Below are 18567 nucleotides of genomic sequence, written 5' to 3' on the forward strand. Positions count from 1 at the left end.
TCCCCCATCGGGGGAGGGGGACCAAGAAGTGGTGGAGGGGGCTCACCCCAGACACCGAGTGCCTGGCTGCCCCCTCCGTCACGTCGCGAAGATACGCCGCGCCACCTCCCCCGATGGGGGAGGATTAAGCTCGCACGGCGCGCCAGGCGTTGGCGACGATCGTGTAGACCAGGCTGACCGCACTGATCGCCCCGGCCCAGGTCAGGATCAGCGACAGGGTCGAGGCCACGCCCGTCAGGTCCCGCTCGCCCGCGCGCAACTCTCGCAGCCGGTCGAAGTCCAGCAGCACCCCGTCGCCGGCGATCCGCGCCTGATCTGCGCCGACGCTCAGGGTGAACCAGTGGCCCGCATCGAAGATGTTCCAGGTCAGCCACAGGCCGGCCCCGGCGACCAGGATCGCCAGAACCGCCCGCATCCGCGCCGCCTGCGGCCGGATCAGGGTGAACAGGTCGACCCCCATCTGGCCCAGGGCATAGAGCAGGACCGGGACAAACAGCATGGCCCAGATCGGTGCCGGCGAGACGGTGACCAGGTCGCCATCGACCCGGATCACGCTCAGGTCGGGGAAGTGAACCAGCCCGACCCACCACAGGACGAACATCCCGACCGCCAGGAAGGAGAAGGCTGCCTCGGCCTCGACGTTCCGATGGCCCGGCATCGCCCGCGCCCGCCACATCGGCCGCAGGCCCGCCCCGGCCCCTGTTCCCACCTTGCCGCCCGCGCTCTTCACGCTCGCCCCCCACCACGACGGATCGGACAGGCCGAAGGCCGACAGGTCCTTGACCCGCCAGTCAGTCAGCCATTTTGGTCGGATGGCGTAGTGCTCCATGATCGCCCCGGCCAGGGTCAGGGCCCCGATCAGCGTCAGGCCGGAGCCGAAGAAGCCGTGGAAGGCCTGGGCGATGTCCTGCCCCGCATCCGCCGTGCCGCTGATCAGCCGCACGAACAGGCCAATCGCCGAGATGGCCAGCAGGATCAGAAGCCCCGCCTTCACCCCGTACAGCCAGTAGGGAAACAGCTCCGCTCCGATCAGGGAATCCGGCCCCTTCCGGTAGCGCGCGGCCACGACCAGCGGATGGCCGATCTCCTTCAGGATCGCCTCGCGCTCGTCGTCGGCCAGCGACCGGCCCAGCGTCTCCTCCTTCGCCTCGACCCGGCTCAGGATCAGATCCCGCAGTTCGGCGACGATGTCGTCCCGCTCTTCCGCCGACAGCTGCGCTGCGACGGCCTCCAGATAGCGTTCCACCATGTCCATGGTCTTGCCCCTCAGTCTTGAAATGTCAGAGAATTTTGTCGAGCGAGGCGTTGATGCCCCGCCATTCGCCGGCGAGCCGTTCCAGCATTGCGGAGCCAATCGGCGACAGGACGTAGAAGCGCTTCCTGCGCTTCTCTTCCTCGCGCCATTCGCTCAGCAGCAACCCCTGGCTCTCCAGCCGGCGGAGCAGCGGATAGAGGGTCGATTCCTCCATCTCCAGCCCGTCGGCGGCCAGGGCCTGGCGCAGGGTGTAGCCGTAGCGTTCGGTCCGCAGGCAGGCGAGCACCGCCAGCACCAGCGATCCCCGCCGCAACTCCAGCCGCATGCTCTCGAAAAGTTCGACGTCGATCGTCACGCGGCCCGGCCCTCACGTCACATAGTGTGTGACACACAGTGTATGCGACATACTGTGTGAGCGAGTCAAGCGAAGGGCCGGAGAGGGGTCTCTCTCCGGCCTTCCATTTCGATCCACGTCTCAGTCGACGAGGTAGAAAAGGTCTTCCACCGTGGTGCCCAGCGCCCGCGCCAGCTCCAGAGCAAGAAGGGTCGAGGGGATGAAGACCCCGTTCTCGACCGTGTTCACCGTCTTGCGCGACACCCCCGCCCGCTCGGCCAGTTCGGCCTGGGTCAGGCCGGCGGCGGTGCGGTACTCCTTCAGTCGCGAGGCCAGACGGGGATCACCCATCGTCGCGCCCGGCCTCCCGGTCCAGCCAGGCAAAGCGCAAGCCCGCCGTCGCACCTGCGGCTGCCAGGGCGAATGGCAGGGCGATCAGGCCGAGTTCCAGCCGCCACAGGCCGAGGCCCAGGGCGATGGTCGTTCCTGACATCAGGACCAGAAAGGCCCAGACGATCGCCCGGGCACGAAGCACCTGGGTCAGTTCGTCCTCAAGGTAGCGGCGGTTCTTCCGGGAGTTTCCGTCCCACCCCATGGTCACCGACGCCGCCAGCCAGGCGTAGATCACCGGCAGGAGGACGCTCATATAGTTCACGAGACTCTCCTCGCCGGCCAGGATCAGCGGGATCGCCCGCGTCGACTGGAACAGGAAGATCAGGGTGATGATCGGGAACAGCCACAGCAGCATCGACCGCTGTTCCTGCATCCGCTCGCGCTTGCCCGGCTCGTCCTCTCCGCGCGAGGCCGGGCCGCCCGGCCGCAGCTTCCAGGCGATCATCAGCCCGACCACGAAGAGGCCGATGCCGATGCCGGTCACGATCCCCACATTGGCATCAGACAAGACGTCACCCAGACGTGCGGCACCCGGATTCAGGCCGACGACCGCCATGCCGAGACCGAGGCCCGAGATGACGAAGCCGCCCATGAACTTCCAGCTACGTCCGCGGACCGGGCGGCGCTCGTCGCGATCGGGCGTGTTCGACATCTGCATCCTCCGGTGTTTGTCACCTTGGGGTTACATATCACCTAAAGGTTACACGGCGTCAAGAGGTCAGATCAGCAACGCCCCCTCGTGGGCCAAAAGCCACGTCTTGCGTTCCAGGCCGCCGCCGAACCCGACCATCGCTCCATCCGTGCCCACGACCCGGTGACAGGCCAGGACCAGCGGGATGGGGTTCCGGTTCAGCGCCACACCCGCCGCCTGGGCCGCGCCCGGCTCACCGGCCCGGCGCGCCATCTCTCCATTGGACAGGGTCTGCCCGACGGGCACCGCCCAAAGGGCGCGCCACACCCGGGCCTGAAAGCCGTCACCCGCGGCCGCTCCGTCCAGCGACCAGTCGATGCGCATCAAGGCCTGCCGGTCTCCGTCAAAGTAGTCGGCCAGCGGGCTCCCTATCGCGTCCGGTGCCTCGCCCGCGTCCATCGCGACGCCGGGATATTCCCGCCCCATCGCCCGCCTCAGCCCGTCACCGAACGACACGCCCCGCAACCGCCCGGCCTCATCGACCGCCAGGGCCAGAGGTCCAATCGGCGAGGCGACCTCGGAGGTGATCAGCCTCACGGCTTCATCAGGCCGTTCAGCGCCCCGTAGTCGAACGCTTCGGCCGCCTGCGGCTTCGAATCCCCGTCCGCCAGGAAGCCGCGTGTCAGCCGGTCCGCCGTCGCATAGGCCGCTGCGGAGAGGTTCGACCCCGCGCTCAGCCGCCGCACGCCCAGCGCCTCCAGCCCCTTCGCATCCGGGAGCGCCGGCCGCGCCAGCAGGTTCAGCGGCAGGCCCAGATCCACCAGGGCCGTGATCGTGTCCGCATCGGTCACGCCCGGCACGAACAGGCCGTCGGCCCCGGCCGCCCGGTACAGCGCCGCCCGCCTGACCGCTTCCTGCAGCCGACCCTCGACCGGGCCGATCGCTCTCAGCCACAGGTCGCACCGGGCATTGATGAACAGCTCGGGTCCCACCGCCGCGCGCACCGCCGCGATCTTGTCGGCCAGAGCCTCCGCCGTCCCGGCCGCGTCCTCGATGTTGATCCCGACCGCGCCCGTCTCCCAGCTCCGCTGCACGAAGCCCGCGACCGCCTTCGGATCGTCGGAGAAGCCGCCCTCGACGTCCGCGCTGACCGGAACCTCGCCCGCCACACGCACCATCCGCGCCAGGGCGCCGAGCAGCTCGGCCTCGGGCGGGGTCGCTCCGTCCGGCCAGCCCAGGGCCCAGGCCACCCCCGCGCTGGTCGTCGCCACGGCCATCGCCCCCGCCGCGATCGACAGGGCCGTCGAGGCCGCGTCCCAGGCGTTGGGCAGAATCAGCAGGCCGTCGGCATGCAGGGCGTGGAAGGTCGAGGCGGCGGTCATCACGGTCTCCTTTTGTTCCTGCGAACATGCCGCGCTTCGCCACGGGAGTCTCGCGGGAATCGGACAGCATTGAGAACCGCCGAGCGGCCTATTTGTGCGTCCAGGGGCGGTTGGCGCCCGGCGTCACACCCGCCGCCTGCTCGCGCTGGAAACGGCCGCCGCGCGGAGGCTTGGGCCGGGCGTCCAGCTTCGCGGTCTTCAGCCGCAGGGCCTTCTGAGCCGGCGTCTCTACCACCGGAAGGTCGGTCGAGGGCGTCGAGGTCTGGTCGGGCTGATCGGTCATGCCCGGACCCTTAGCACGCGGGCGGCCACGGCGCCTGTCGCATCGCGGCGGGTGAGCGGCGCGGCAACCTTAACCGCCGCACGTCGTTCTGCTGACCATACACAGGCGAAACCGCCGGAGAGCTCACCCATGACTTCGATCAAGACCTTTGCGGCCCTCGCGGCCGGCACCGTCGTCCTCTCGATGGCCGCTGCGAGCCAGGCCCAGACGCCCTACTACCCCTCCGGCCAGACCCAGCCCTACGGCCAGTCCCAGCCGAGCGGACAGGACATCTTCGGTCAGATCCTCCGGAATCTGTTCGGCGGCCAGACCACCGGCTCGATCGACAACGAATGGAGCCGCGGACGCCGCGCACTCGGCGACCAGCAGTCGGCCTTCAACAGCCGTCTGGACGCCGAGGTCCGCTCCGGCGCGCTACGACAGTATTCCGCCGACCGCATCAGCGCCGACTATGACGCCCTGGTCCAGCTGGAAGCCCGCTACGGCCAGGACGGCCGCTTCACGACCCAGGAACGTCAGGACCTGACCACCCGCTACAACACCCTGACCGAGGCGCTGCAGCAGGGCGGCTATCACGACGGTCTCGGCAACAACCCGTCGGTCGCCGAGGGCCACAGCGACTTCGACGCCCGCGTCAACGCCGCCGTCCGGGCCCGCACCCTGACCCGCCGTGAGGGGACCCGGTTGACGGCCGACTATGCCGCCCTGGTCCAGACCGAGGCCGACTATCGGCGTGACGGCCTGACCTCCCGGGAGCGTCAGGATCTTGAGACCCGGCTCAACGCGCTCGACACCCGTGTCGGTGATGGCGGCTACGGCGGTGGCTGGCAGCAGGACCCCCGCACACGGCTGACGGCCATCGAGCGCGCGTTGTACAGTCTGCCCCGGATCGATCAGGACCGGCTGCGCGTCCAGCTCGACGACCTGACCCGGCTGGAAAGCGCCTATGCTCGCCTCAACGCCTCGGCCGAAGAGCGGGCCTATATCGATCGCCGGCTCGGCGAGCTGGAGGTTGAGGCGCGGGTACGCCGCTAGGGCCTAGCGACACAGACGACCACTCTCAGCCTCCAGATGCAGGTGGTCGTGGTGCAGGGCGTTGTAGTCGGGGCTCAGCGTCGTGCCGAAGACCTTGCAGGCGTCGTCCCGAATCCGCCTCAGGAAGGCCGCCTCCGGTCCGCCGTCGTTCCAGTCGGCGGCCACGGTGATCCTGCGCCCATCGCGCAACCGCACGCCGGAGAAATCCAGCGCCGCCGCGCGCGAGTGGGCGCTCGGCCGGTTTCCCGCCTGGTTGTTCACCGGCCGGCAGGCATAGACCCCCATGTGGTCGATCTGGACCACGTCGGAGCCCAGCAGCTCCCGCGCCGCCGGCTCCACCGACTGTCGTCGCCAGACGCTGATCGCTGTGGCCAGGGCGCAGGTCATGGTCACATCTGAAGGGGCCATCCGGGCCGTCGTTCCCATGTCCGGCCCCAGTACCCCCGCCGCCGTCAGGCCGCAGGTCGCGGAGTTCACCCGGTCCGGGGTCGGCGTGAAGGTCACCCGCGCCGCCGCCAGCTCCGCCTCGCACCGCGCCGGGGTCTGCGTCGCCTGCTGGAGGCGACCAAGCGTTCCGCTGTCGATCGGCTGATTGATCACCCCGGCGCCGGGTGTGACATAGACCGACGGCCCGGGAGTCGGCGTCGAGGCGTAGGGCGTGTAGGCGGGCGGCGGAACGGTGTGCGGGATCAGACGGCCGCAGGCGGACAGGGCGACGAGCACAAGGGCGACCGCGAGGCGTGACATTCCGGGCATGACCCGACCCTGGCAGGATTCGCCGCGCGATTCTGCTGACACCGTCATCCTCCGGCTCGACCGGAGGATGTCAGCATCCGCAAAGGCCGCCCGCGCCTTGACTGGCGACATCCCCCGTCGCGCACTAAGTTCCGTTCATGAACCGTTCCTCCACGCCCAAGGGCTCGGCGCCTGTCATCAAGAAGCCCGTCCACGTCCCGAACAAGGGCGTGGCGGAGGCGCCGTCGGCGTTCATCCGCGACGGCGATGCGAGGCCCCTGCCCAGGGCGATGGCGAATATGCCGATGTTCGCCCCCGTCACCGGCCCGCGGCTGACGCCCGAAGACGCCCCGGGCAAGCCGGACGACTGGGTCCCGCACCGTCCTTCCCACGACGGCAAGAAGAAGGGCGGCCGGTTCAGGCTGGAGACCAGCTATACCCCCGCCGGCGACCAGCCCGCCGCCATCGCCGAACTGGTCGCCCGGGCCGGGGCCGGGGACCGGGACCAGGTCCTGCTCGGGGTCACCGGCTCGGGCAAGACCTTCACCATGGCCAAGGTCATCGAGCAGACCCAGCGGCCGGCGCTGATCCTCGCGCCCAACAAGACGTTGGCGGCGCAGCTTTATTCGGAATTCAAGTCTTTTTTTCCGGATAATGCGGTCGAGTATTTCGTCAGCTACTACGACTACTATCAGCCTGAAGCTTACGTTCCAAGAACCGACACCTACATCGAGAAAGACTCGTCCATAAACGAGCAGATCGATCGAATGAGGCACTCCGCAACTCGGTCTATACTAGAGCGAGATGATGTCATTGTTGTGGCGAGCGTCAGCTGCATCTACGGCATCGGGTCGGTGGAGACCTATACCGCCATGACCTTCGACCTGAAGGTCGGGGGCCAGATCGACGAGTCCAAGCTGCGGGCCGACCTGATCGCGCTGCAGTACAAGAGGAACGACCTCAATTTCGAGCGCGGCATGTTCCGCAAGCGCGGCGACACGGTCGAGATCTTCCCCGTGCACCAGGAGGATCGGGCCTGGCGCGTCTCCCTGTTCGGCGACGAGATCGAATCCATCCAGGAGTTCGACCCCCTGACCGGCCGGAAGACCGCCGACCTGCAGGAGATCACCGTCTATGCCGCCTCCCACTATGTCACCCCGCGCCCGACGCTGAATCAGGCGCTCGGCGGCATCAAGGCGGAGCTGAAGGAGACGCTCGACTGGATGGTCGAGAACGGCAAACTGCTGGAGGCCCAGCGGCTGGAGCAGCGCGTGCGCTTCGACCTGGAGATGATGGAGGCCACCGGCTCCTGCGCCGGCATCGAGAACTATTCCCGCTGGCTGACGGGCCGCAGCCCCGGCGAGCCGCCGCCGACCTTCTTCGAATACATCCCCGACAACGCCCTGCTGTTCGTCGACGAGAGCCATGTCACCATCGGCCAGATCAACGGCATGTTCCGGGGCGACTACCGCCGCAAGTCGACCCTGGCGGAATACGGCTTCCGCCTGCCCTCCTGCATCGACAACCGGCCGCTCAAGTTCGACGAATGGGAGGCGATGCGGCCCCAGACCATCCACGTCTCGGCCACGCCCCAGACGTGGGAGATGGAACAGACGGGCGGCGTCTTCGTCGAACAGGTCATCCGCCCGACCGGCCTGATCGACCCCCCGGTCGAGATCCGCCCGGTCTCCGGCCAGACCCGCAACCAGGTCGACGACGTCATCGATGAGGTAAAGAACGTCGCTCGTCTCGGTTACAGGTCTTTGGTCACCGTCCTGACCAAGAAGATGGCCGAGGACCTGACGGAATACATGCACGAACAGGGCGTCCGCGTCCGCTACATGCACTCCGACGTCGACACGATGGAGCGGATCGAGATCATCCGCGACCTGCGCCTCGGCTCCTTCGACGTCCTGATCGGCATCAACCTGTTGCGCGAGGGGCTCGACATCCCCGAGTGCGGCCTGGTCGCCATCCTCGACGCGGACAAGGAGGGCTTCCTGCGCTCCGAGACCTCCCTGATCCAGACCATCGGCCGCGCCGCCCGCAACGTCGACGGCCGCGTCATCCTCTATGCCGACCGCCTGACCGGCTCGATGGAGCGCGCCATCGCCGAGACCAACCGTCGCCGCGAGCGGCAGGAGGCCTACAATGCCGAACACGGCATCACCCCGGCCAGCGTCAAGCGCGACATCAAGGAGATCCTGGCCAGCCCCTACGAGAAGGACCGCGTCCTGATCCCCACGGGCGTGAAGGAGGACAGCCGCCCCTTCATCGGCAACAATTTCCAGGCCACCCTGCGCGACATGGAAGGCAAGATGCGCGAGGCCGCCAGCAATCTGGAGTTCGAGGAGGCCGGCCGCATCCGCGACGAGATCAAGACGCTGAAACTGCTCGACCTGGAGTTCGCCAACGAGATCCTGACCGGGGACGGACAGGACGTCGATGCGTCAGCGCCGAAGCGCTGGCGCAAGGAGGCGCAGGCGGAGGCGCAGGAGCGGTTCAGGAAGGGAAGGCTGTAGGGGGCCTCGTGCCTGCGCTGATTAAGCGCGCGCAGGTTGACGTGATCTTCTCATTCCCGCTTAGTCCCGCTTCGGCAGGGGCAGGACTGTGACAGCGGTTTCAATTCAAGATCCGAAATCGAAAGGCAATTGGCTCGTTCACGCCGACGATTGGCTAAGTGAGCGCGTGGGGCTTTATGGCGCGTTGAGACGCTGCCAAAGTCAACACTGGTGGAGCGCCACCGCCGAGTTTGTCATAACTTTAGTGTTCGCTATCCTGCCGCTGGCTGTGCCGTTTGTTGCGCTACCTATGTTTGGAATGGATATAAGTCCGCTTACAAACACATACTGGAGCCAAATAAAAAACGGGGAACTTTATCTACTTTCTACAGCTCTTCTTGCACCCCTTTACTATTTTACGTTCCCGAAAAGCCGTAACGGGAGCGCGCCTGTAATCGTTTTTCCCTCGCAACAAGTACTAATTCTGATATTTATCGTTACAATTTCCATAGCTGTGCTAGCGATCGCTGCAACCAAAGTTCGCGCCGAGGGCTCAGATATCCCAGCCGGCATGATATTGTTTTCGCAATATCTATTTGCGTTCTGCTGTGTGACCTTCTTCTTGACGCTCGCGGTTAAACATAGCCTGCCAGACGTCGCGGGCCAAATATATGATGATGAATCTCGCCGAGAGCAGGCGGAAATCCCACCTAGCGACCCCGTTCCAGATAGCCCACCGGTGGATGAGGATGAGTTTGTCCGCCAAACAATCGAGGCTCATGGCGCTGTGGGGGCACCGAAATGAGTGCCGTTCATAACTACATAGACCCAAGCGACGTCATATTTGAATTTCCATGCATCAAGCTCCGCCAGCCTGTCGGGGAGCTTTTTGTCGGCGCTCTTCCCTTTAGAGTTCTGTGCGCGATCGCTGATTTTGACGTCAGGCATGTGTTGCAGGAACAGAGAGATCTTGACCGCTATCTCGGAATTCAAAGGCCGCTAAAGCCAAAGCGGGTGAAGGAAATCCAAGAGTACGTGAACTTTGCAGACGCGGCATTTCCGACCGCTATCATCATTGCAGTAGAAAGTCGGTGCGCAGTCTTTGATGCTGATAGCTCTCGGATGACGCTTAGGAACGTCAGAGATGAGGGCGATCCCGTTTTAGCTCGCAGGATTGCTCGAGTCATCGACGGACAGCATCGGATTGCGGGACTGTACCAATGCAAGCAGGACAATTTTGAGTGCCCTGTCACGATTTTAGTCGGGTCTGATATTGCCGATCAGGCGCAGATGTTCGCCCGGGTCAACTTAAGCCAAACGCCCGTAAATCCCAGCTTGGTCTATGACTTGTTTGAGCTAGCCAAGACGCGGAGTCCCCAAAAGTTCGCCCATGAACTCACCGTTAGGTTGGACCGGGCTCCCGGGGGGCCGTTCCACAAGCGTATCAAGCGACTTGGAACGGCTACAGCTGGACGTGATGCAGAATTCTTGTCGCAGGCCACCGTAGTTCGAGGCATCTTGCAGCATGTAACAGCTAATGCCGACGCGGATCGAGATCTCTACCTCCGTGGAAAAGAGCCAGCAAAACTCCACAAGCGGGCGAGCGAAGAGTTCATATTCAGGAACTCGTTCATCGACGACAACGACGATACCGTATTTGAGTCGATCACCAACCTTTTTACAGCTGTCAAACAGAGGTGGCCGATAGCCTGGGAGGGTGCAGGCAGAGGCTACATACTCCCAAGGACAAATGGCTATTTCGCGTTGATGCGCTACCTTCGTGATGTAACGCTTTACTTCGCGGGGCCAGATGCGCCCGTGAGCGTCGAAAAACACCTACGTCTGCTGGAAAGAGTCCAGTTGAAGGACGACGATCTCACTTCAGAACGCTTCCTTCCTGGAACGGGCGGGGAAGCTGCGCTCTATCGAGAGCTCGCGGCAGCAGTTCCGTAGGATAGACTACTCCGCCGCCACTGACGAGTTGTACGAATAAGTCTTCCACGTCGGCGCGTAGGTCTCGTCCGCCTGATTGCCCCAGACGGCCCAGCCCGGCCGCTCGCCGCGCGCGAACAACTCCAGATACGGCCCGGTGCTACACGCCTCGACCAGATCGTACTGCTCGTCAGGCTTGCGACTGTGTTCGCGCTTGCGGGTCTGGAGCATATTGACCTGGCTGCGGCCGGGGGCCTCGGTGCGGGCGTTCTTGCCACGCGTTCCGAACAGCAGGATCTCGGTGACGTTGCGGAAATAGAAGCCCACGCCCCGACCGTCCGAGCCGCCGTCCTTACGGATCTTGTGCCAGATCAGGTTGGATTTGTAGTTGAAGCCCCAAGCCTTCAGGACTTCCAGCCCCTCGGGCAGCAGGGCGTTGGGCACCCACATATAGAGGTGCGCCGTATCCTGGGCGACCTCGGCTACTGGCAGATCGCAAATCGCCTGCAGGTCCATGGTCGAATAGCGGTTCAGCCGCTTGTGCTCGGGTGCGACCTTGCCGGTGCGGTTCTGGAACTGCCACGGCGGGTCGGCGAGGATGGTGCGGAACTTGCGGCCTTTTGCAAAGGTGAGAAGATCACTGCCGGTATCAGGCTGGTCTGCGTCGTAAGGCATGCGTTCGTCCCCGCGCAGCGGAAGGAATCAGTCACGCGCGTTACGGAGCGTAACGGCAAGGTATGCGCGCTGCATACCCTTGTTCATGCTTTGTTCCGGACAATTTGTCTACAAAAAGTAGACGGAATGTCTACGCGACTGCCACGTCCGGCCCCACGCAACGCGGCGTGATGCCGATAACCAGCACCGGGCAGGCACCATTTCGTCCCGCGTTCAGGCGATAGAGGAGTTTGCCCATCCAGGTTGTGCTGGCTCCGTATTTGGCGGCCGTGGTCCTCGCGACCCCGTCCTTCATTTCCACCGTGCCGTCCTTTTTGAGCGCAGGGCCCAGCGCCCGGATGTAGTCAGTCATTTCCGTGCCCCGAGTCACCAACACACCTACGTCGACAACTCCGGTCTGTGCGAAGGCGCTGAACGCATAAAGATCGCGGTCGAACGTCTGATCCTTGCTGTTCCATTCCAGATCGAAGGCGACCTTGCCTTTCACGTAGTCGACCTTGTGTCCGTCGAGATACTTCTCCCGCTTGAGCGGAACGGTATCCGGTTCGTAGCGGGGTTTGGCGAGCGGCTTCCCGGTCTTACCGACAGTGATCATTCGCTTTGAGATCTTCTGGATGTGCAGGTCGCCCCTGATGATCGTCTCTCGCCAGTCTCTAGGCCTCAGCATCTTGGAAAGGATTTTCGGAACCTCCGATTCATTTCCGCCCGCCGTACGGATGATTGAATCGGTGATTGTGAACTCCATCAGCGCGTCACAAAGGTCCTTGAACTCTTCCTTATGGCTCATGGCCAATATCGTGGCCGCGCTGCGATAGCTGTAGATTTCGTACTTCGCGAGAAGCTCCGGCGGCATCGTGTCGTCTACCAAGGACTGCGGGTCTGCAGCCTCGTTGGGATCGTTCGTTTCATCGCCAGCGGAAACTGCGGCTTCAAACTCGTCGATCTCGATTGGTTCATCCGTCATGTCGGCACGATGCGTCGGATTCCGTGCTCGCCACAACCCACGACACCGAAGAAGCCGCGGTCTTCAAGGGGCCGACCCGGAACGCCCGCGTCCTGAGCGAGGGCCGGGTCGCCGCCAAGGCCTTCTGTCCCGGCTGCGGGGCGACGCCCCTGACCGCCTTCGCGGCCAACGCGCCGGTGGCCGACGTCCATTGCGGCGTCTGCGCCGGGGACGACGAACTCAAGGCCGCCAGGGGCCGCACCGACGCCAGACTGGTCAACGGGGCCTGGGGCGCGATGAAGGCGCGGCTGGCGGCGGCGAACAATCCGAGCCTGATGGTCATGGGCTATGACAAGGCCCGCACCCGCGTCACCGACCTGATCGTCGTGCCCAGCCACTTTTTCACCGAAGCGATCATCGAGCCGCGCAGGTCGTTGTCGATGACCGCGCGTCGTGCGGGCTGGCAGGGGTGCAATATCCTGATCGGCAAGGTGCCGCTGGCGGGGCGTATTCCGCTGATCCGGGCCGGGACGCATGTGGCGAAACAGACCGTGCTGGATCAGTGGCGGGCGACGCTGTTTTTGCGCGACGCTGCGCCGACCGCGCGGGGCTGGCTGCTCGATGTGATGAAGTGCGTCGAGGATGTCGGAAGGCCGGAGTTCACCCTGGCCGAGGTCTATGGGTTCGAGGCGCGGCTGGCGGCCATCTATCCGGGCAACAACAATGTGCGTCCGAAGATCAGGCAGCAGCTGCAGGTGCTGCGGGATATGGGGTGGCTGGAGTTCGGCGGGCGCGGGTCGTACCGGCGGACGTGACCCCTCTCCCGGTGGGAGAGGGCTTGAGGCTCGCAGAGCGGAGCGATGCGGCTTGGCCGAAAGGGTGAGGGTCGAGCCTCACCGGTAACGCACGGCCCTCACCCTTTCGCGCGAAGAACACTCGCTGACGCTCGTGTGCGCTCAAGCCCTCTCCCGACGGGAGAGGGAAACTTGTCTTTCGTCATCCTCCGGCAACCCGCGCCTTCGCGGCGCAGATCGGGGGATGACGAAAGAGTAGAAGGTCGGCGGTCTTCAAGGGGCCGACCCGGAACGCCCGCGTCCTGAGCGAGGGCCGGGTCGCCGCCAACGGCTTCTGCCCCGACTGCGGCGCGACGCCCCTGACCGCCTTTGCCGCCAAGGCGCCGGTGGCAGACTTCCATTGCGGCGTCTGCGCCGGGGACGACGAACTCAGGGCCGCCAGGGGCCGCACGGACGCAAGGACGACGTGAGCTGTTCCTTCTCCCCTTGCGGGAGAAGGTGGCAGCCCTCCGACTTGATCGGGGGGCTGACGGATGAGGGGTCGCACCGGCGGTCGGAGTGAGTGGAAGCCACCCAGGACTTTGAGGTCAGCGTGACCCCTCATCCGACCTCGCTTCGCTCGGCCACCTTCTCCCGCAAGGGGAGAAGGATCGCCGCCGTGCGCTCAAGCCCTCTCCCACCGGGAGAGGGTTCTTCTTCTTTCGTCATCCTCCGGCAAGCCGCGCCTTCGCGGCGCAGACCGGAGAATGACGAAAGGAAGGGGCAGACCTGCCCGACAGCGTGGCGCCGGGGTGGCCGTCAGAGTGGTATCCTGCCACCGCCCCTCGGGGCCCACCCCTGCGACCGATCCGCGCAATGCCCGGGCCAAGGGCCCCGGGGGACGGTCAGGCGCCTGCCGGGACGACGGATCGAGTGTCTGCGGTATCACCGCATTAACCCCTTGCGTGGGAACGAGCTTGATCAGTCGGAGAGATCGACATGTCGTCTGTGCGTATAAGTGGTGTTCTGAACATCTTCGCCGTCCTCCTGTTGTTCGGCTTTGTGCTGACGACCGGGGCGGCGGTCTTTTCGCTGCAGACCCTGCGCGTGGGCGGGCCGATCTCGGTGGAGCAGTCCCAGGCCCAGATCCTGCTGGCCGACGTCATGCCGCCGCCCCTCTATGTCGTGGAATCGCTGCTCACCGCCCACCGTGGCCCTGACGAGCTGGACAAGGCCCGGGAGATCGAAGCTGACCTGACCCGGCTGCACGGTGAATATGACGCGCGTCTCCAATACTGGGCCGCACAGCCCCTGACGTCCAAAATCCGGACTGATCTGGACCGGTCCGATGCCGAGGCGCAGAAATTCTGGACGGTCATGGACCAGTCGTTTCTGCCGGCCCTGCGGGCGGGCGACATCGCTACCATGGATGCGACGATCGTCACCCTGAGCGTGCATTATCAGGCGCATCGGACGATCATCTATGCGCTCGCGACTGACGCGACGACCCATGCCGAGGGCCAGGTGGATGAGGCGAACACCCTGACGGGGTGGATCTACGGCCTTCTGGCCGCCACCTCGCTCGCGATGCTGATGGTGGTGATCGGCGGGATCCTGTCCCTGCGCGGCCGGGTGGTGCGTCCGGTGCTGACCATGACGGGCTATATGGGCCGGCTGGCCGAGGGCGATTATGAGAAGGAGGCCCCGCACCGGAACCGCACCGACGAGATCGGCGACATGGCCCGCTCGGTCGGGATGTTCCGCGAAGCGGTGCTGGAGCGCCGTGCCGCCCGCGTGGCCCAGGACGCCCGTGACAACGAGATGCATCAGGAGCGTGAGGTGCAGTTCGCCTTGACCGAAACCGAGGCACGCCAGCGCGCGACAGTCGTCACCGCCATCGCCGACGGCCTCAGCGCCCTCGCCGAGGGCGACCTGAGCCAGACCATCTTCGACCCCTTCCCGCCTGAGTACGAGGCGCTCAGGATCAACTTCAACCGCTCGCTTCGCGCGCTCGAGGACACCATCTCCCAGGTCACGGCCGGGGCCCGGGCCGTCGACGGGGGCGCGCGCGAGATCGCCGCCGCGGCCGACGACCTGTCACGGCGCACCGAGCAGCAGGCCGCCAGCCTCGAACAGACCGCCGCCGCCCTCGACGAGGTCACAGCCACAGTCCGCCTTACCGCAGAAAACGCCGGCCAGGCCCGGACATCCATGTCGAACAGCCGCCTGGTCGTCGGCGAGTCCAACTCGGTGGCCGGAGAGGCGATCGAGGCCATGGGCCGGATTGACGCCTCGTCGCGCCAGATCTCGCAGATCATCGGCGTCATCGACGAGATCGCCTTCCAGACCAACCTCCTGGCCCTGAACGCAGGCGTCGAGGCGGCACGCGCCGGGGACAGCGGCCGCGGCTTCGCCGTGGTGGCCCAGGAGGTGCGGGCCCTGGCCCACCGCTCTGCGGAGGCCGCCAAGGAGATCAAGGGCCTGATCGCCCAGGCCTCGGGCAGCGTCGAGAGCGGCGTCACCCTGGTCACCCGGGTCGGCCAATCCCTGGCCGGGGTGGTCGAGGAGTTCGGCCGTATCGAGGGGCTGGTGGCCGATATCGCCGGCGGTGCGCGCGAACAGGCCACCGGCCTCGCCGAGGTCAATATCGCGGTCAACCAGATGGACAATGCGACCCAGCAGAACGCCGCCATGGTCGAACAGACCACGGCCGCCAGCCACAACCTGAGCCAGGAAGCGGCCCATCTCACCAGCCTCGTCGCCGGCTTCAAGATCGCCAAGGGGAACGGCCTGCGCCTGGCGGCCTAAAGACACCGGTGGCCGACATCCATTGCGGCGTCTGCGCCGGGGTGGACGAACTCAAGGCCACCAGGGGCCGCACGGATGGCAAGCCGGTCAACGGTGCCTAGAGCGCGATGAAGGCGCGGACGCTGACCCCTCTCCCGACGGGAGAGGGAGATGCGTCCGATTTCGGCGCAGGGGCATGCGAGGCTGCGGTCCATGAGGCTGCATCGCTACAGGAAATTCCGGGACGACGAGACCTGGGCCAGGGTCCGGCGGGCGTGGGAGGGCGGGGAGACGGCGGCGTCGTGCGCGCGGCGGTTCGATGTCGGACTGGCCAATCTGTGGCGGCGGCGGGCGGCGGAGGGGTGGGAGCGGGACCGGCCCGAGGACCCGACGCCGGAGCCGGTCGAGGGCTGGGACCGGTATGCCCAGGATCAGGTCGAGTGGTTCGAGCGGCGGCTGAGGGACGAGCGGGCGCTGGCGAGGACCCTGGCGCAGTCGATGGCGGGCGGGCCGGTGGAGGATGTGCCGCTGTGGCACCTCGGCTTCGTCCTGGCGTGGCGGGCCGAACATCTGGGCGCCGAGGTCGCGGCCGGGGATCGGGAGCGGAACCGGGAGCAGCCGTGGGCGACCGCGATCTGGGGCGAGGACGGGACGATGAGGATGCAGGCGACGATGGACCGGAACATCGTGGCGTTGCATCGCGAGGAATGGCGCAAGCAGGCGGGGCTGCCGGAGGGGGTGGCGGCGTTGTTTCCGTGAGGCCCCTCTTTCGTCATCCTCCGGCGAGCGTAGCGAGACCGGGGGACTCAGCGGCGCGCGCGAGCGCGAACCTGCCACGCACGCCAGCTTCCGACATCGTGCCTGAACAGATCGCCTTCGGCGCCGCTGGGTTGCCCGGTCAAGCCGGGCAATGACGAAAGAAAAAGCCCTAGGCCGCCGCCTGTTCCGCGGCGATCTTGCGGAGGGCCTCCTCGAAGACGGCGGCGGGCTGGCCGCCGGAGATGAGGTATTGGCCCTCGACGACCACGGCGGGGACGGAGTTGATGCCGCGGCTGCGCCACAGGGCCTGTTCGGCGCGGACCTCGGCGGCGTAGCGGCCGGAGGCGAGCACCTCGGCCGCCTCGACGCGGTCGAGGCCGGCGGCCTCGGCGGCCCGGGTCAGGACGCCGGCGTCGGTCAGGTTGGCGCCGTCGGTGAAATGGGTGCGGAACAGGGCCGCCTTGAGCGTCTTCTGGGCCTCGCCGCCGGTCTCGCCCGCCCAGGCCAGCAGGCGATGGGCGTCGAAGGTGTTCCAGATGCGGCTGTCGGCGCCCATCTTCATCGCGAATCCGGGCCAGGCCTCGGCCGCGCGGGCGGTGATCATGGCGCGGTTGGCGGCCGACTGTTCGGGGGTGGAGCCGTATTTGGCGGCGATGTGCTCGCCGACGTTCTCGCCCTCGGGCGCCATGCCGGGGTTCAGCTCGAACGGCTGGAAAGCGATCTCGGCGGTGATGCCCTCGGCCTTGAGGGTCTCGAGCGCCGTCTCGAGCCCGCCGAGGCCGACGACGCACCAGGGACAGACGACGTCGGAGACGAAGTCGATATGCAGGGGTCTGGTCATGGCTTCAGTCATGGGCGGGGGCTCCGCAACGGTTCATGTTGCATATGGGGGCGCCGGGGGGCAGCGCCAGTCCTCGGGCTCAGTCCGGGACGTAGCCGATGGCGAAGTCCCGGAAGCCGAAATGGGCCAGGATCAGGATGCCGACGAAGGCGATCCCGTGCAGCCACCGCCGCGAGCTGTGCGCCAGGACCACGGTCAGGATCATGGCGCCGATCGCCTGGCCCACCGCCATCCAGTCGCCCATGGGGATGGCCTCGGCCTTGGCCGCGTGTTCGGGGAAATGGAGGACGAAGTCGACGAGGTTCCAGACCTGGACCACGGCCGCCAGCCAGAACAGATAGGCCCGGTTCTCCATATACCAGGCCTCCAGATCGAGCCCCTCGGGCGGGATCTCGTCGGGCAGGGTCGCCGCCGCCACGAGGAACAGGAGGAGGACATAGGCGGCCTCGAGCGCCACCCGATAGAAGCTGATCTCGCTGATGCCGAGGCCCTTCTCCCAGAGCCTGAGAAAATAGGCGATGATCAGGGTGAAGATGACGAGGGCCGAGAGCAGCGGCAACGGGCTCCAGTTCACCCGCTTCCGGGCGACCAGCAGCCTGTGCACGCTGTGGGCGATGTCGGCCACGGCCAGGCCGAGGACCACCGACACGAAGGCCGAGAAATAGTCGAACAGATTGGCCTGCGGCAGCGTCATCGTCATCGTCCCCCCGGGTCCCAACGCGGCGTCAGCCTAGCACAGGGCGGCGCGCCGGCTATGATGGGGGATGGCACATTACGCGCGCATCCTGGCGACCCTCGTCCTGCTCGCCGCCGCCGCCGGCGGATTGGTGTGGCGGCTCTGGAAGCCGGGGCCGGAGCCGCTCTACGAGGAACGGACGATGCTCGGGGGCGAGGTCCGGGCGCGGCTGCAGGCCCTGCGCGACGAGGACAAATTCCACGCCGATGAGGCCTACGCCGGGCCGAAGGGGCCGAAGAACCGGGCCACCCTGTCGGCCTGGGTCGACGGGGTGATCGACGACATCCTGGCCGAGGCGGACGGGCCGCTGGAGGCCTCGGACGTGGCCGGGCGGCTCGGGATCGCCATCGGGGCGGCGTCGAAACGGCCGGCGGCAGACCAGACCCGGCTGCACGGATACCTGATCGAGATCTGGTACATCCTCGGCTTCCGCTCGGCGACCGGCTATTTCCCGGCGTCGGAGGCTGCGCCCGAGGGGTGGTCGGAGCCCCTGCCTCCCGGCTGGGCCGCGCCGGACCGGCCACGCTTGCTGACGCGCCGTTAACCGATCGGGCGCAGGCTCCCCCCAGGGA

21 protein-coding genes are annotated in these 18567 nt (G+C 66.2%); 9 read left to right on the top strand and 12 right to left on the bottom strand.

All coding sequences use genetic code 11. The annotated features are described in order from the left end of the window. Positions 1-124: 124 nt before the first annotated feature. The 7 genes from ACW18A_RS12560 to ACW18A_RS12590 form a co-directional block, all read right to left on the bottom strand. Positions 125-1255, bottom strand: a complete 1131-nt coding sequence (locus ACW18A_RS12560) for a hypothetical protein (RefSeq protein ID WP_492022057.1) — start codon at positions 1253-1255, stop codon at positions 125-127. A 25-nt stretch (positions 1256-1280) separates the two neighbouring features. Next, positions 1281-1610, bottom strand: a complete 330-nt coding sequence (locus tag ACW18A_RS12565; protein WP_492022058.1) for a PadR family transcriptional regulator — start codon at positions 1608-1610, stop codon at positions 1281-1283. 120 nt (positions 1611-1730) lie between these two features. Then, entirely contained in the window at positions 1731-1940 is a 210-nt protein-coding gene (locus ACW18A_RS12570; protein ID WP_492022059.1) for a helix-turn-helix transcriptional regulator, read from the bottom strand. Continuing rightward, the gene (locus ACW18A_RS12575) at positions 1933-2634 is read right to left on the bottom strand and encodes a hypothetical protein (protein WP_492022060.1); all 702 of its coding nucleotides are present in this window, start codon (positions 2632-2634) and stop codon (positions 1933-1935) included. Before ACW18A_RS12575 ends, ACW18A_RS12570 begins: the two co-directional genes overlap by 8 nt. 66 nt (positions 2635-2700) lie before the next feature. After that, a complete protein-coding gene (locus tag ACW18A_RS12580) occupies positions 2701-3210 on the bottom strand; it encodes a methylated-DNA--[protein]-cysteine S-methyltransferase (protein ID WP_492022061.1) in 510 nt (169 codons plus the stop codon). Then, on the bottom strand, positions 3207-3995 hold the full coding sequence (locus ACW18A_RS12585; protein ID WP_492022062.1) for an isocitrate lyase/PEP mutase family protein: 789 nt from the start codon (positions 3993-3995) through the stop codon (positions 3207-3209). Before ACW18A_RS12585 ends, ACW18A_RS12580 begins: the two co-directional genes overlap by 4 nt. A gap of 88 nt (positions 3996-4083) precedes the next feature. Beyond that, complete coding sequence (locus ACW18A_RS12590) at positions 4084-4278, bottom strand: hypothetical protein (protein ID WP_492022063.1); 195 nt, start codon at positions 4276-4278, stop codon at positions 4084-4086. Between the two features lie 129 nt (positions 4279-4407). Here ACW18A_RS12590 and ACW18A_RS12595 point away from each other — a divergent pair, with 129 nt between their 5' ends. Further along, positions 4408-5313: a hypothetical protein gene (locus ACW18A_RS12595; RefSeq protein WP_492022064.1), complete on the top strand. Its 906-nt coding sequence runs from the start codon at positions 4408-4410 to the stop codon at positions 5311-5313. 3 nt (positions 5314-5316) lie between these two features. Here the strand turns inward: ACW18A_RS12595 and ACW18A_RS12600 are convergent, their stop codons facing one another. Then, positions 5317-6060: an extensin family protein gene (locus tag ACW18A_RS12600; RefSeq protein ID WP_492022065.1), complete on the bottom strand. Its 744-nt coding sequence runs from the start codon at positions 6058-6060 to the stop codon at positions 5317-5319. Positions 6061-6347: 287 nt separating this feature from the next. Between ACW18A_RS12600 and uvrB the strand changes: the two genes are divergently transcribed. From uvrB to ACW18A_RS12615, 3 genes are all read left to right on the top strand, one after another. Continuing rightward, entirely contained in the window at positions 6348-8570 is a 2223-nt protein-coding gene (gene uvrB, locus ACW18A_RS12605; protein ID WP_492024389.1) for an excinuclease ABC subunit UvrB, read from the top strand. 88 nt (positions 8571-8658) lie between these two features. Beyond that, positions 8659-9354 carry a hypothetical protein gene (locus tag ACW18A_RS12610; RefSeq protein ID WP_492022066.1) on the top strand — a complete coding sequence of 232 codons (696 nt, stop codon included), beginning with the start codon at positions 8659-8661 and terminating at the stop codon, positions 9352-9354. Beyond that, on the top strand, positions 9351-10502 hold the full coding sequence (locus ACW18A_RS12615; RefSeq protein ID WP_492022067.1) for a DGQHR domain-containing protein: 1152 nt from the start codon (positions 9351-9353) through the stop codon (positions 10500-10502). Before ACW18A_RS12610 ends, ACW18A_RS12615 begins: the two co-directional genes overlap by 4 nt. A gap of 6 nt (positions 10503-10508) precedes the next feature. On the opposite strand, the gene ACW18A_RS12620 is transcribed toward ACW18A_RS12615, so the two are convergent. Together ACW18A_RS12620 and ACW18A_RS12625 are read right to left on the bottom strand one after the other, a co-directional pair. Further along, positions 10509-11156 (bottom strand): MT-A70 family methyltransferase, encoded by a 648-nt coding sequence (locus ACW18A_RS12620; protein WP_492022068.1) that lies wholly within the window; start codon positions 11154-11156, stop codon positions 10509-10511. A gap of 130 nt (positions 11157-11286) precedes the next feature. Continuing rightward, on the bottom strand, positions 11287-12120 hold the full coding sequence (locus ACW18A_RS12625) for a BglII/BstYI family type II restriction endonuclease (RefSeq protein WP_492022069.1): 834 nt from the start codon (positions 12118-12120) through the stop codon (positions 11287-11289). 23 nt (positions 12121-12143) lie between these two features. On the opposite strand from ACW18A_RS12625, the gene ACW18A_RS12630 reads away from it, so the two are divergent. From ACW18A_RS12630 to ACW18A_RS12645, 4 genes are all read left to right on the top strand, one after another. Then, entirely contained in the window at positions 12144-12914 is a 771-nt protein-coding gene (locus tag ACW18A_RS12630) for a DpnI domain-containing protein (protein WP_492022070.1), read from the top strand. Positions 12915-13195: 281 nt separating this feature from the next. Then, positions 13196-13363, top strand: coding sequence for a DpnI domain-containing protein (locus ACW18A_RS12635; protein WP_492024390.1), 168 nt, complete (start codon positions 13196-13198; stop codon positions 13361-13363). 508 nt (positions 13364-13871) lie between these two features. Then, the gene (locus tag ACW18A_RS12640) at positions 13872-15680 is read left to right on the top strand and encodes a methyl-accepting chemotaxis protein (RefSeq protein ID WP_492022071.1); all 1809 of its coding nucleotides are present in this window, start codon (positions 13872-13874) and stop codon (positions 15678-15680) included. 150 nt (positions 15681-15830) lie between these two features. After that, positions 15831-16418, top strand: coding sequence for a hypothetical protein (locus ACW18A_RS12645; RefSeq protein WP_492022072.1), 588 nt, complete (start codon positions 15831-15833; stop codon positions 16416-16418). A 169-nt stretch (positions 16419-16587) separates the two neighbouring features. Here ACW18A_RS12645 and ACW18A_RS12650 read toward each other — a convergent pair whose 3' ends face one another. Beyond that, a complete protein-coding gene (locus ACW18A_RS12650) occupies positions 16588-17259 on the bottom strand; it encodes a DsbA family oxidoreductase (protein ID WP_492022073.1) in 672 nt (223 codons plus the stop codon). A 79-nt stretch (positions 17260-17338) separates the two neighbouring features. Then, positions 17339-17959, bottom strand: coding sequence for a hypothetical protein (locus ACW18A_RS12655; protein WP_492022074.1), 621 nt, complete (start codon positions 17957-17959; stop codon positions 17339-17341). 64 nt (positions 17960-18023) lie between these two features. Here ACW18A_RS12655 and ACW18A_RS12660 point away from each other — a divergent pair, with 64 nt between their 5' ends. Next, entirely contained in the window at positions 18024-18539 is a 516-nt protein-coding gene (locus tag ACW18A_RS12660; RefSeq protein ID WP_492022075.1) for a DUF4844 domain-containing protein, read from the top strand. Positions 18540-18567 lie beyond the last annotated feature (28 nt).

Source organism: Brevundimonas sp. AVps5, from assembly GCF_058681515.1.

Coding starts and splice junctions, on each gene's coding strand:
- ACW18A_RS12560 (WP_492022057.1), bottom strand. CDS start 1,255: ATGGACATGGTGGAACGCTATCTGGAGGCCGTCGCAGCGCAGCTGTCG.
- ACW18A_RS12570 (WP_492022059.1), bottom strand. CDS start 1,940: ATGGGTGATCCCCGTCTGGCCTCGCGACTGAAGGAGTACCGCACCGCC.
- ACW18A_RS12575 (WP_492022060.1), bottom strand. CDS start 2,634: ATGTCGAACACGCCCGATCGCGACGAGCGCCGCCCGGTCCGCGGACGT.
- ACW18A_RS12585 (WP_492022062.1), bottom strand. CDS start 3,995: ATGACCGCCGCCTCGACCTTCCACGCCCTGCATGCCGACGGCCTGCTG.
- ACW18A_RS12590 (WP_492022063.1), bottom strand. CDS start 4,278: ATGACCGATCAGCCCGACCAGACCTCGACGCCCTCGACCGACCTTCCG.
- ACW18A_RS12595 (WP_492022064.1), top strand. CDS start 4,408: ATGACTTCGATCAAGACCTTTGCGGCCCTCGCGGCCGGCACCGTCGTC.
- ACW18A_RS12600 (WP_492022065.1), bottom strand. CDS start 6,060: ATGTCACGCCTCGCGGTCGCCCTTGTGCTCGTCGCCCTGTCCGCCTGC.
- uvrB (WP_492024389.1), top strand. CDS start 6,348: ATGCCGATGTTCGCCCCCGTCACCGGCCCGCGGCTGACGCCCGAAGAC.
- ACW18A_RS12615 (WP_492022067.1), top strand. CDS start 9,351: ATGAGTGCCGTTCATAACTACATAGACCCAAGCGACGTCATATTTGAA.
- ACW18A_RS12620 (WP_492022068.1), bottom strand. CDS start 11,156: ATGCCTTACGACGCAGACCAGCCTGATACCGGCAGTGATCTTCTCACC.
- ACW18A_RS12625 (WP_492022069.1), bottom strand. CDS start 12,120: ATGACGGATGAACCAATCGAGATCGACGAGTTTGAAGCCGCAGTTTCC.
- ACW18A_RS12640 (WP_492022071.1), top strand. CDS start 13,872: ATGTCGTCTGTGCGTATAAGTGGTGTTCTGAACATCTTCGCCGTCCTC.
- ACW18A_RS12645 (WP_492022072.1), top strand. CDS start 15,831: ATGCGTCCGATTTCGGCGCAGGGGCATGCGAGGCTGCGGTCCATGAGG.
- ACW18A_RS12650 (WP_492022073.1), bottom strand. CDS start 17,259: ATGACCAGACCCCTGCATATCGACTTCGTCTCCGACGTCGTCTGTCCC.
- ACW18A_RS12655 (WP_492022074.1), bottom strand. CDS start 17,959: ATGACGATGACGCTGCCGCAGGCCAATCTGTTCGACTATTTCTCGGCC.
- ACW18A_RS12660 (WP_492022075.1), top strand. CDS start 18,024: ATGGCACATTACGCGCGCATCCTGGCGACCCTCGTCCTGCTCGCCGCC.